The organism is Pseudomonas sp. fls2-241-R2A-110 (assembly GCF_030209165.1).
GTDB lineage: Bacteria > Pseudomonadota > Gammaproteobacteria > Pseudomonadales > Pseudomonadaceae > Aquipseudomonas.
In genome coordinates, this window is the sequence record NZ_JARVSN010000024.1 from 58,823 (window position 1) to 71,444 (window position 12,622).

General features: G+C 60.0%; 11 protein-coding genes. 3 read left to right on the plus strand and 8 right to left on the minus strand.

All coding sequences use genetic code 11. The features are described 5' to 3' along the window. Positions 1-128 precede the first annotated feature (128 nt). The 8 genes from QRN31_RS19950 to QRN31_RS19985 all read right to left on the minus strand — a co-directional run bounded on the left by QRN31_RS19950 (position 129) and on the right by QRN31_RS19985 (position 10,024). Positions 129-1,544 carry a sigma-54 interaction domain-containing protein gene (locus QRN31_RS19950; protein ID WP_285434009.1) on the minus strand — a complete coding sequence of 472 codons (1,416 nt, stop codon included), beginning with the start codon at positions 1,542-1,544 and terminating at the stop codon, positions 129-131. 151 nt (positions 1,545-1,695) lie between these two features. Further along, positions 1,696-3,276, minus strand: a complete 1,581-nt coding sequence (locus QRN31_RS19955; protein WP_285434011.1) for an ABC transporter ATP-binding protein — start codon at positions 3,274-3,276, stop codon at positions 1,696-1,698. A gap of 12 nt (positions 3,277-3,288) precedes the next feature. Continuing rightward, complete coding sequence (locus tag QRN31_RS19960; protein WP_259155057.1) at positions 3,289-4,311, minus strand: ABC transporter permease; 1,023 nt, start codon at positions 4,309-4,311, stop codon at positions 3,289-3,291. Further along, on the minus strand, positions 4,311-5,372 hold the full coding sequence (locus tag QRN31_RS19965) for a microcin C ABC transporter permease YejB (RefSeq protein WP_285434012.1): 1,062 nt from the start codon (positions 5,370-5,372) through the stop codon (positions 4,311-4,313). Before QRN31_RS19965 ends, QRN31_RS19960 begins: the two co-directional genes overlap by 1 nt. Beyond that, positions 5,372-7,240, minus strand: coding sequence for an extracellular solute-binding protein (locus QRN31_RS19970; RefSeq protein ID WP_285434014.1), 1,869 nt, complete (start codon positions 7,238-7,240; stop codon positions 5,372-5,374). The genes QRN31_RS19965 and QRN31_RS19970 overlap by 1 nt, the downstream gene beginning before the upstream one ends. Positions 7,241-7,374: 134 nt before the next feature. Beyond that, a complete protein-coding gene (locus QRN31_RS19975) occupies positions 7,375-7,656 on the minus strand; it encodes a peptidylprolyl isomerase (RefSeq protein ID WP_008150918.1) in 282 nt (93 codons plus the stop codon). A 98-nt stretch (positions 7,657-7,754) separates the two neighbouring features. Further along, positions 7,755-8,636, minus strand: coding sequence for an esterase/lipase family protein (locus QRN31_RS19980; RefSeq protein ID WP_285434018.1), 882 nt, complete (start codon positions 8,634-8,636; stop codon positions 7,755-7,757). A 299-nt stretch (positions 8,637-8,935) separates the two neighbouring features. Beyond that, the gene (locus tag QRN31_RS19985; protein WP_285434020.1) at positions 8,936-10,024 is read right to left on the minus strand and encodes a 3-deoxy-7-phosphoheptulonate synthase; all 1,089 of its coding nucleotides are present in this window, start codon (positions 10,022-10,024) and stop codon (positions 8,936-8,938) included. 626 nt (positions 10,025-10,650) lie between these two features. Between QRN31_RS19985 and QRN31_RS19990 the strand changes: the two genes are divergently transcribed. The 3 genes from QRN31_RS19990 to gacA all read left to right on the plus strand — a co-directional run bounded on the left by QRN31_RS19990 (position 10,651) and on the right by gacA (position 12,621). Further along, positions 10,651-11,409 carry a carbon-nitrogen hydrolase family protein gene (locus tag QRN31_RS19990; RefSeq protein WP_285434022.1) on the plus strand — a complete coding sequence of 253 codons (759 nt, stop codon included), beginning with the start codon at positions 10,651-10,653 and terminating at the stop codon, positions 11,407-11,409. Next, positions 11,406-11,852: a GNAT family N-acetyltransferase gene (locus QRN31_RS19995; RefSeq protein ID WP_285434023.1), complete on the plus strand. Its 447-nt coding sequence runs from the start codon at positions 11,406-11,408 to the stop codon at positions 11,850-11,852. Before QRN31_RS19990 ends, QRN31_RS19995 begins: the two co-directional genes overlap by 4 nt. Positions 11,853-11,979: 127 nt before the next feature. After that, complete coding sequence (gene gacA, locus QRN31_RS20000) at positions 11,980-12,621, plus strand: response regulator transcription factor GacA (RefSeq protein WP_008015884.1); 642 nt, start codon at positions 11,980-11,982, stop codon at positions 12,619-12,621. Position 12,622 lies beyond the last annotated feature (1 nt).

Genomic DNA, 12,622 nt, shown 5'->3' on the forward strand with positions numbered 1-12,622 from the left:
GGTTGCAATGGCCTCATCGCGAGCAAGCTCGCTCCCACAGACTGACCGCGCCGTACCTGAGAATGAGGTCGAATGTGGGAGCGAGCTTGCTCGCGATGCTCTGTCTACAAATGGAGATTTATGTCTTGTTATAGAGACTCGGCAATCCCCAATGCCACCATCTTCTTATACAAAGTAGACCGTCCCAGCCCCAACTGCGCCGCCGCTTCGATCACCTTCCCCCCACATTGCGCCAGGGTGGCTTCAATCAACTGCCGGTCAAACCGCTCCCGGGCTTCACTAAAGGTCTCGTGCGCGACTGGCTCCATCATCAGCGGCGTCGCACGCTCCACCGGCGTAAAGGTGCCGATCGCCGCACGGATGTCTCCGGCGTTCAACACCAGGTCATCGCTGAGCAATGCCGCGCGTTCCAGCACATTACGCAGTTCGCGAATGTTCCCCGGCCAGGCGTGTTGCCCCAGCAGTTCCAGCGCCTCGGGGTTCAACTCATGCTGGCTGCGCAACTCCTCAAGGATCGCTTCGCTGAGGGCGGGCAAATCGTCGAGACGATCTCGCAGCGGCGGTACGTTGATCGGCAGCACGTTGAGTCGGTAATACAGGTCGGCACGGAACTCGCCGCGCTTGATGGCCGCTTCCAGATCCGTAGAGGTGGCGGCGATGACGCGCACATCACTCTGGATCACTTCATTGGAACCGACCGGCTCGAACTCTTTTTCCTGCAGCACGCGCAGCAGTTTGCTTTGCAGCGGCAGCGGCATGTCGCCGATTTCATCGAGGAACAGCGTGCCGCCCTGAGCGATCTGCAACTTGCCGGCCCGGCCCTTGCGATCCGCGCCGGTAAATGCGCCCGGTGCGGTGCCGAAAAACTCGGCTTCCAGCAACGACTCGGGAATCGCCGCGCTGTTGATGCTGACAAAGGCCTTGTGCGCCCGGGGTGAAGCACCGTGGATCGCCTGGGCCAGCAGCTCCTTGCCGGTGCCGGTTTCGCCGAGCAACAACACCGGTGACTCGGCGCTGGCACTGCGGCGGGCGCGGCGTTTGACTTCCAGGCTGGCGGCGCTGGTGCCGATGAAATGGGCGAAGTTGTATTTGGTCTGCCGCGCGCGCAGCAGCGAGCGGGTCGAGGCCAGTTCTTCCTGCATGCTCAGGTAGCGCTTGAGCATCGGCGAGAGGCTGTGTAATTCGTCGAACAGGGCAAAACCAATGGCACCGATCACGGCGCCGGCATCGTCATGGATCGGCAGGCGCATCACCACCAGCGGTTCCTTGGGTGTGTCTTGCATGTCGAGCAAGATCGGTCGTCCGGTGCGCACCACCTCGCGCAGCAAACTGCCGGGGATCACGCTTTCGCAGGCCTTGCCAATCGCGCCTTCGGCCGACTCCAGGCCAAATCGCCGGGCATAACGCTCGTTCATCCAGACGATGTTGGCGTCACGATCGACAATCACCGTGCCCTCGCTGGACTGCTCGATGATCTCGAACAGCGAACGGATCGCCAGCAAGCGAACTCGCTGATAATCCTTGAGGCTTTCGGTGGTGTTCATGGCGCAGATCCTGATGGTGTGTTGCTTGTAGTGGCCTCTTCGCGGGCAAGCCCGCTCCCACACTTAACCGCGTCCGACTGGATGCTTCGGTCAACCGTGGGAGCGGGCTTGCCCGCGAAGGCAGCGATACGGTTCATCGGCAAGCACGCGATTATGGTTGTTGCAGATGCGCTGCCGCCAACAGCTCTTTGGTGTACGGGTGCTGCGGCGATTCAAACACCTCATGGCTGGCACCGCTTTCCACCACTTTGCCGTCCTTGATCACGATCATGTCGTGGGCCAGGGCGCGCACCACCGCCAGGTCATGACTGATAAACAGGTAGGTCAGGCCGTGCCGTTCCTGAAGCTGGCGGAGCAGGGCGACTACTTGTTTTTGTACCGTGCGATCCAGCGCCGAAGTTGGCTCGTCGAGCAATATCAGCGCCGGTTTCAGCACCAGGGCCCGGGCGATGGCGATGCGTTGGCGTTGGCCGCCGGAAAATTCGTGCGGGTAACGATGGCGGCTTTGCGGATCCAGGCCCACTTCCTCCAGTGCACGAATCACCTCGGCCTTGCACTCCTCAGCCGTCAACTGACTGTGGACTTCCAGCCCTTCGCTAATGATCTGCGCCACGGACATTCGCGGGCTGAGGCTGCCATACGGATCCTGGAACACCACCTGCATCTTCTTGCGCCAAGGCCGCAGCTGCTTTTGCGTCAGGCCGTCCAGCGCCTCGCCCTGAAAACGGATGCTGCCTTCGGAGTCGAGCAAGCGCAGGATCGCCTGGCCCAGCGTCGACTTGCCCGATCCGGACTCGCCGACGATGCCCAGGGTTTTGCCACGCTGAATGTTGAGGCTGATGCCGTCCACGGCCTTGAGGTACGTCTTGCGCTGGAACAGCCCACCACCGAGGGCGAACTGCACGCGTAGATCGTCCACTTCCAGCACGTTTTCGCGCTCGTCACGGGGCAGGGCTTCGCCTTCCGGCTCGGCGTTGAGCAGCACACAGCTATAAGGATGTTTGGGTTCGGTAAACAGCGTCTCGCAGGGGGCCTGCTCGACGATCTCGCCGGCCTTCATCACGCACACCCGCTGGGCGATGCTGCGCACCAGATTGAGGTCGTGGCTGATCAGCAACAACGACATGCCGAGCCGCTGCTGCAGGGACTTGAGCAGGATCAGGATCTTGCGCTGTACCGTCACGTCGAGCGCGGTGGTGGGTTCGTCGGCGATCAGCAGTTCCGGCTCGCAGGCCAGCGCCATGGCGATCATCACGCGTTGACGCTGACCGCCGGACAGCTGATGAGGATAGGCCTTGAGCCGCTCTTTGGGATTCTGGATGCCCACCAGGTGCAGCAGCTCAAGAATTCGCGCCTGGGCAGGTTTGCCGACCAGGCCTTTGTGCAGCAGCAGGGTTTCGCCGATCTGCTTTTCGATGCTGTGCAACGGATTGAGCGACGTCATCGGTTCTTGAAAAATCATCGCGATGCGGTTGCCGCGTAACTCACGCAATACCTTGGCCGGCGCTCCGAGCAGTTCCCTGCCGCGATAGCGGATGCTGCCGGTGGTTTCGGTACCGGTCTCGGGCAGCAATTGCAGAATCGAATGCGCCGTCACCGACTTGCCGGAGCCCGACTCGCCCACCAGCGCCAGGCACTCACCGGGGCGAATGTCCAGGCTCAGGTTGCGCACCACCGTCTGGCCGCTGAAGGCCACGCTGAGGTCACGGATTTCGATCAGGTTGATACTCATAAATGGTCCGTCTCAAGATCGTGGATCAAACGCATCACGCAGCGCTTCGCCAATGAACACCAGCAAGGAAAGAATCAGCGCCAGGGTAAAAAACGCCGTCAATCCCAGCCACGGCGCCTGCAGGTTCTGCTTGCCCTGGCCAATCAACTCGCCCAGCGACGCGCTGCCGGCGGGCATGCCGAAACCGAGGAAATCCAGGGCCGTGAGGGTGGAAATCGCGCCGGTGAGAATGAACGGCAGGTAGCTCAAGGTCGCGTTCATCGCATTGGGCAGAATGTGCCGCACGATGACTTTGCGGTCGGTGAGGCCCAGCGCACGGGCGGCCTTGACGTATTCCAGGTTGCGCCCGCGCAGGAACTCGGCGCGCACCACATCGACCAGCGCGAGCCAGGAGAACAGCGCCATGATTCCCAGCAGCCACCAGAAATTAGGCTCGACGAACCCCGACAAAATGATCAGCAAGTACAGCACCGGCAACCCGGACCAGACCTCCAGCAAACGCTGACCGATCAGATCGACCCAGCCGCCGTAGTAGCCCTGCAACGCACCGGCGGCGATGCCGATCAGTGCGCTGACAAAGGTCAGCATCAGCGCAAACAGGATCGAGACTCGCGCGCCGAAAATCACCCTGGCCATGACGTCCCGGGCCTGGTCGTCGGTGCCCAGCCAGTTGACGCTGGAAGGCGGGCTCGGCGCAGGTTTGTCGAGGTCGTAGTTCGGCGTGTCGTCACTGAACGGAATCGGTGGAAACAGCATCCAGCCGCCATCCTTTTTAATCAGCTTCTGCACGTAGTCACTGCGATAGTCAGCCTGGAACGGCAATTGCCCGCCGAACTCCTGCTCGGTGTGACGCTTGAACACCGGGAAATACCATTGACCCTGGTAACTGACCACCAGCGGTTTGTCGTTGGCGATCAGTTCGCCGCCCAGGGTCAACAGGAACAAGCCGACAAACAACCACAGCGACCACCAGCCCCGGCGGTTCTTCTTGAAGCGTTCAAAGCGACGACGGCCTAACGGCGAGAGCTTGAACATCAGGCATTCCTCGCGGCGAAGTCGATACGCGGGTCGACCAGGGTGTAGCAAAGATCGCCGATGAGTTTTATCAAAAGACCGAACAGCGTGAAGATGAACAGCGAGCCGAACACCACCGGATAATCCCGCGACACGGCGGCTTCGTAACTCATGCGTCCGAGGCCGTCGAGGGAGAAAATCACCTCGATCAGCAGTGAGCCGGCAAAGAACACGCTGATGAACGCCTGGGGAATCCCCGACACCACCAGCAGCATCGCATTGCGGAACACGTGGCCGTAGAGCACACGCCGTTCGCTCATGCCTTTGGCGCGGGCAGTGATGACGTATTGGCGTGTGATTTCATTGAGAAACGAGTTCTTGGTGAGGATCGTCAGTGTCGCGAAGCCGCCGATCACCAGCGACGTCACGGGCAATACCAGATGCCAGAAATAGTCGGCGATCTTGCCCACGGTTGACAGCGAATCGAAGTTGTCCGACACCAGCCCGCGCACCGGAAACCAGTTCAGCGAGGTGCCACCGGCAAAGACCACGATCAGGAACATCGCGAACAGGAACGCCGGCATCGCATAACCGATGATGATCGCGGTGCTGCTCCAGATGTCGAAATGACTGCCGTGGTGCACAGCCTTGCGGATGCCCAAAGGAATCGACACCAGATAGGTGATCAGCGTGGCCCAGAGCCCGAGGGAAATGGTCACCGGCATCTTTTCCAGGATCAGGTCGGTAACGGTCGCGCCACGGAAGAAGCTTTTGCCGAAGTCCAGGCGCGCGTAACTGGTGAGCATCAGCCACAGGCGTTGCGGGGCCGGCTTGTCAAAGCCGTATTGTTTTTCGATGTCCTTGATCAGTTGCGGGTCAAGGCCTCGACTGGCACGGGAGGTGCCGGACATGGTCTCGCCGGAACCGCCGCCGACCGTCGCGCCACCGATGCCTTGCAGATGCGCGATGGCCTGTTCCACCGGACCGCCCGGCGCCGACTGGACGATGATGAAGTTGACCAGAAGAATGATCACCAAGGTCGGAATGATCAGCAGCAGGCGCCGCAGTATATAAGCCCACATCAATGCGGCCCTCCGGGTTTGCCACGGCTGATTTTCTCGGCGGTCATCTGCTGGTTGGTCAGCGGCGTGGTGCTGATTTCCCACCAGGTCTCGATGGCCTCGTCATTGCTGGCTTGCTCGTTAGGCATGCCGAAACGGTTCCACCACACGGTGGAGGTGCCCGGCGGGTAGTAGTTGGGAATCCAGTAGTAATTCCATTGCAGCACCCGGTCCAGGGCGTGGGCGTAGCGCAGCATCTCGGGCTGGGTGGTGGCGCGGACCAGGCCGGTGATCAGCGTATCCACCGCCGGGTTCTTCAGCACCATGTAGTTATTGGCGCCGGGGTCGGTGGCCGAGATCGATCCGAAGTAGTTGAACAGTTCGCTCCCGGGTGAAGTGGTGACCGGATAACCGGTGACAATCATGTCGTAGTCGCGGCTCATCAGCCGGTTCACGTACTGCGAGGAGTCGATGCGACGGATGTTCATGTCGATGCCGATCTGCTTCAGCGTGCGTTTGTAAGGCAGCAGGAGTCGGTCCATGCCGTTCTGGCTGACCAGGAAGGTAAAGCTCAACGGCGTGCCTTCGGCGTTGACCAACTGATCGCCATCGGGTTTCCAGCCGGCCTGTTCGAGCAGGTCCAGGGCTTGCAGTTGTTTGTCGCGAATCAAGCCGCTGCCATCGGTCTTCGGTGCTTCGAAGACCTGAGTGAAGACTTCGTCGGGGATTTGTCCACGCAACGGTTCGAGAATCGCCAGCTCGCCGGCATCCGGCAGCTTGCGGGCGGCGAGGTCGGTGTTGGAAAAGAAGCTCTGCTGGCGGATGTACATGTCGCGCATCATCTGCCGGTTGCTCCACTCGAAATCCCACAGCATGGCCAGTGCCTGACGCACGCGGCGGTCCTGGAATATCGGGTTTTGCAGGTTGAACACGAAACCCTGGGCCGGTTGCGGCGCTTGCGTGGCCAGATGCGCTTTCTGCAGGCGACCGTCGCTCAGGGCCGGGCTGTCGTAGCCGATGGAATAACCGGTGGCGGAGAATTCGCGGTTGTAATCATAGGCGCCGCCACGCAGCACCTGGCGCGCGACGTCGGTATCGCCGAAGTACTCGATGCTGAAACGATCGAAGTTGTAGAGGCCGCGGCTGACCGGCAAGTCCTTGCCCCACCAGTCGGCGTTGCGTTCGAAGGTGATGCTGCGACCGGAGTCGACCTTGCTCACCTTGTAAGGGCCACTGCCCAGCGGCGCTTCGTACCCGCCGCCATTGGCGAAATCGCGGGTCTTCCACCAGTGTTCGGGAAACACCGGCAAGGTCGCGATGTCGAGGGGCAGGGTACGGTTTTCGTTGCTTTTGAAGTCGAACCGAACCGTCAGGGGCGATTCCACTTCGACGCCTTTGACATCGGCGAATTGCGTGCGATAGCGCAGGCTGCCCTGGGTCATCAGCAGGTCGAAGGTATAGCGCACGTCTTCGGCGGTGATCGGTGTGCCGTCGGCGAAACGCGCTTTCGGATTCAGGTAGAAGCGCAGGTACGAGCCGTCGTCCGGGCGTTCCATCTTTTGCGCCACCAGGCCATACACGGTGTAGGGCTCGTCCAGCGAACGCTGAGCCAGCGGTGAGTAGATCAAGCCGTCGATCTGCGTGACACCAATGCCCTTGTCGATGTACGGCAGGATATGGTCGAAATGGCCGATTTCGATGGCGGAACGACGCATCGTGCCGCCTTTGGGGGCTTGCGGGTTGGTGTAGGCAAAATGACTGAAGTCGGCGGGATACTTCGCCGGTTCGCCGTACACGGTCAACGCATGTTGCGGTGCGGCATTCACACCGGTGGCAGCCAATAACAGGGCCACGGCAGTGAACAATAATGTGGGGAAAGCCAGTCGCATTGTCAGCCTTAAAGCCGGGTGGTCGATAACCACAATTTGTACGCTACCGGCGCGTGCCTCGCCAGCCGTATCGCGTCACACAAACACAACGGCCCACCAAAAGGCGGGCCGTTGTGCGCAAAACTTCGCAGGCGTCAGTCCTGACGGCTGGTCACTTCCAGCAGGTGATAACCGAACTGGGTTTTGACCGGGCCTTGCACCACGTTGATCGGGGCGCTGAAAACCACGGTGTCGAATTCCTTGACCATCTGGCCTGGACCGAACGAACCCAGGTCACCGCCTTGACGGCTGGACGGGCACGTGGAGTTGGCTTTGGCAACTTCGGCGAAATCAGCGCCGCCCTCGATCTGGGCTTTGAGTTCGTTGCACTTGGCTTCGGAGGCAACCAGGATGTGACGGGCAGTGGCTTTGGCCATGGGGAAATACTCCTTTCAATATTCAGTAAAGTGTTGAGCCTACCGGATTCAGTGGGCTAATTCTCCCCCAAAGTTCCGCTCGGCCGTCCGGCGCCCGGTTACAGACCGGCATTTTTCAAGCGTTCGGCGTGCTGAACATACAGGGCCGCAGGATCAATGCCTTTGCGGACCAGTCCGGCCGTCTGGTTAAGGCTGTCCAGATGATCCATCGGGTAATCGGAGCGGATCACTTTCCCCAGATGGGAGCTGTAGCGACCGACCATGCCGTCATTCTGCTCGGCTTCAGTGGTGAAATAACCGGAAAAGGCGCGCAGAAACCCGTGCAGCGGATCGAGTGCGTTAAGTCCTTCGTCGAGAATGGTGCCCTGCAACGTGCCGCTCCAGGAGTAGTAGCGAACCCCATTAACCTGGTCGCGGCCCTTGCCGCCCCACGTCTTTGGCAGCCCTTGGGGGTATTTGTCGTTGAAAACTCCCACGCCCTCGGTGGTCAGTGAGTTGAGTGCGGCGATGGCGTTTTGCGGCATTTGATGATTGCCGCTGAGCAACGAGAGGAAATCGGCGAACAATGTGGCAACCGTGGCAGCGACATGCTCCGGCAGGCGGCCGGGCGTTAGCGCCTTGCGCAGGAAGTCGGCCAGTTCCGAGCCGTGGTTCGGTCCGCTGACGGAGGTTACCGAAGCGATAACCTCGGGTGCGACTGCTGCCGCGTAACGGGCAGCGAGTGCGCCCTGGCTGTGGCCGATAAGGTTGACCTGGCTGGCACCGGTGCCTTCCAGCACCCGTTCGATCTGTGCCAACAGTTGGTCACCACGGGCCTCATTGCTATGGGTAGCCGAGAGGTGAGGGATAAAGACCCTTGCACCGGCACTTCTAAGGGCCTGCTTGACGCCGTGAAAGAGTTCGACATTGCCGATGCGATCGAAGCCGAAGAGTCCGTGGATCAGCAGGATCGGGTACTGAGTGGTTGCATTCCGTAGCATGTTCATTCCTTTTTCTCGGTGTTTAGAGAGGTGGCTCAGAGGGGTGGATATGGGCTCACTCTAATGCACACTGGCAGCTCTGCGATGTATGAAGAGTCCGCTGTAACCTGATGAAAAAGTTATAGAAAGTGTAGGAAAACTCGAAATACCCTGAGGTCCTGTTCGGAATATATGGACATCTTTATGCACCAGGCGAGGCACATCGCAGCAACGGCCTACTTCCCGTAGGTCATTTGCCGGTCAGAGGATTCGCTTTTCAGATGCCAGCCCTCTGTCGAGGGCTGGTTGCATGGGAAGGCCTATGCCGGGAGTTGGACGCTGTCCCCAGCCCGGAGCCGGTCGGCGGCTTGGCGCAGTAATTGTTCAGTCGTGTCCCAGCCGAGGCAGCCATCGGTGACCGAAACCCCGTAACGCAGCGTCGGACTCAAGGGCTGGCAGCCTTCGAACAGATGACTCTCGATCATCATGCCTATCAGCGACTGGTCGCCTTGCAGGCGTTGCTCCAGCACGTCGTTGAACACGGCAGGCTGACGAGCCGGGTCTTTGCCACTGTTGGCATGGCTGCAGTCGACCATGATCCGCGCCGGGATCTTGAGTCGGGTCAAGTCACTGCGTATCTGCGCAACGTTGTCGCGATCGTAGTTCGGCCCGCGATGACCACCGCGCAACACCAGATGGGTGTCGGGATTGCCTGGGGTTTGAACAATCGCAGGGTGCCCCTGGCTGTCGACACCGAAATGACGATGTGGGTGGGCGGCCGAACGCATGGCGTCGCTGGCAACCGTGACGCCGCCATCGGTGCCGTTCTTGAAGCCGACCGGCATGCCGAGGCCGCTGGCCATTTCCCGGTGGATCTGCGATTCGGTCGTGCGGGCGCCGATAGCGACCCAGCTCAGCAGGTCGTCGAAGTAGCCAGCCGCCATCGGTTGCAGCAACTCGGTAGCAACCGGCAAGCCGAGTTGAAGCATTTCGCGCATCAGTTCGCGGGACAAAGTCAGGCCACCGGCCATGTCGTCACTGCCATCCAGGTGCGGGTCGTAGGCCAGGCCTTTCCAGCCGACCGTGGTGCGGGGCTTTTCGACATAGGCGCGCATCACCAGCAGCATTTGATCGCTGACGTCGGCGGCGAGGCGGGCGAGATTGGCCGCGTATTCGAGCGCAGAGTGCGGATCGTGAATCGAGCAGGGACCGACGATGATCAGCAAACGGGAGTCTTCACCGTTGAGAATCGCGCGAACAGCCTGGCGGTGCGCGGCGACTTGCTGGGTCAATGCGTTAGTGAGGGGTAGTTGCTGTTTGAGTTGCAATGAGCTGGGCAGGCGCAGGGTCAGCGCTTCATTGGCAGGGCTCAAGGTGGACAGCGGCAGAGCAGAGACGGACGAGTTCATATTCAGGCTTCCTGGACGGGCGGCGGGTTCGTTTCCGCGCGCTCGGCCCTACTGGGGTGTTCGACAATTAGCCGGATTGGCTGCGTGTGTGTGCTTGCCACCTGTGGGTGACCGATCGGAGGCGGCAGGCTGTCCCGAGCGGAGGCTGGTAAATCGCCAGGCGGTAAAACTGTCGTGACGGTAATAAGTGGCGTAGTTCATTTTCTGAATCCTCAAGGTGTCTGGTGTGTTGCTGAAAGTAATGGGGCTGAAAAAACAAAACCCCCGGTCGGGAGGCCGACCGGGGGTTGAGAATTCTCTGGTGGCGACCCGTTTAAAGTGGGCGCCGTGTGGGTATCAGGCGCGCCAGTGGCTAAACCAATACCCAAAATAAAAGCTGACCGGAGCACAAACGTCGTTCACCCGGGCAGCCGCAGCCGAGCGCGGGGCGCTGGCAGTACGAAGCGGTGAGAGGGCGTTGAACATGGTCTGTCTCCGATGGATGCGCCGAGCTTACTAGAGGCCGGTGCGCGGTTTCAATCAGAAAATGCTATCGATTGCTGACGGCATTTTCTATCGCTTGAGTGCGTCAGGGTTTATGACACACTTTGCCTTCAGCCCAACTTGCAGCGTTACCAGGACGAACCATGACGACACTGACCATTGCCGCCGCCCAGTCCATCTCCATTGCCGGCGACCTCGCCGCCAATATTGCCTGGCATCAACGCTTCATGCAGGTGGCGGCGGAGCAGGGCATCCAGTTGCTGGTCTTTCCTGAATTGTCGCTGACCGGATACGAGCGTGGACTGGCAGCGCAATTGGCGATTGCACCCGATGCCGAGGTGCTGCAACCGCTACGCGATTTCGCGAGGGAAGTCGGTGTGACGAGTGTGGTCGGAATGCCGATTCGCCTGTCGGACGATTCACCGGTATTGATCGGTGCGTTGGTCCTCGGCGCCGACGGTTCGTTCGGGGTCTACAGCAAGCAGCATCTGCATCCGGGCGAAGAGGTGGCGTTTGCGCCGGGAACGGGCGGTTCGACGTTGACGATCGGTGCTGACACGGTCGCGTTGGCGGTGTGCGCCGATTTTTCTCACGCCAGCCATGCCGCGGCAGCGGCGGAACAAGGCGCCAACTTATATGCCGCAGGCGTACTGATCACTGAAAATGGCTACGCGACGGACAGTGCCATGTTGCAAGGTTATGCGAGCGCCCATTCGATGGCCGTGCTCATGGCAAACCACGCTGGTGCAACAGGTGGATGGGAGTCAGCAGGGCGCAGTGCCATCTGGGCGCAGGATGGTTCGCTGATTGCAGCGGCGCCAGGTACCGGGAACCTGTTGGTGGTCGCCCGCCGCGACGCTACGGGCTGGGAAGGGCATATCGTCCCGGTTGCGCAAGCGTGACGGGGTTCCAGTTGCGTCCGGCAACCTCCGGGGACCTGGCGTTCGCGCGTGGCCTGACCTGTCGCAACATGCTGCGTTATTACATTCAGAATGATTTGCTCTGGCTGGACGAGGCGTTCGATGTGGCTTGGGCCGGGCGCGAGAACTGGTTGATCGTCCGTGACGATGTCCTGCTGGGCTATGTGAGCCTGAGTCGTGATGCCAAAGCCCTGTATATCCGCGAACTGCACGTGCTCGAAGCATTTCGGGGGCAGGGAGGCGGTTCCTTGGCGATCGATCAGGTATTCGCCATGGCAAGCAAGGAACGGCGTCCGGCATTACGCCTGACAGTTTTTGAAACGAATCCGGCCAAAGCACTTTACGAACGAAAAGGGCTGAGGGTGGTCGGTCAGGACGAGTGTTTCCTGAGAATGCAGCGCGATGTCGATGACCTTCATCGCTGAAACGCACTTGTGACAAGCCTTTCAAGATGTATTGAAACTTTTTATATGACGCTTGCCGCTAGGTCTGCCAGTTGCTTTTTGCTAAGGTGTCCGGCAACCCAATAAGACCATATCGCGAGGTGTCTGCTTGATTAGGGTGCTAGTAGTCGATGACCATGATCTCGTTCGTACAGGCATTACACGAATGCTGGCTGACATCGATGGCCTGCAAGTAGTCGGCCAGGCTGAGTCCGGGGAAGAATCCCTGCTCAAGGCGCGTGAGTTGAAACCCGATGTGGTGCTGATGGACGTCAAGATGCCCGGGATCGGCGGTCTTGAAGCCACGCGCAAATTATTGCGCAGCCACCCGGACATCAAAGTCGTAGCAGTCACCGTGTGCGAGGAAGATCCGTTTCCTACGCGCCTGTTGCAGGCGGGTGCCGCCGGTTACCTGACCAAAGGCGCAGGTTTGCCGGAAATGGTCCAGGCGATCCGCCTGGTGTTCGCCGGCCAACGCTATATCAGCCCGCAGATTGCCCAGCAATTGGCGATCAAATCCTTTCAGCCGACTAACGATTCGCCATTCGATGCATTGTCGGAGCGCGAAATCCAGATCGCATTGATGATTGTCGGCTGCCAGAAAGTACAGATCATTTCCGACAAGCTCTGCCTGTCGCCAAAAACGGTCAATACTTATCGTTACCGCATCTTTGAAAAGCTTTCGATCAGCAGTGATGTCGAGCTGACGCTGTTGGCGGTTCGTCACGGAATGGTCGATGCCAGCCTCTGAA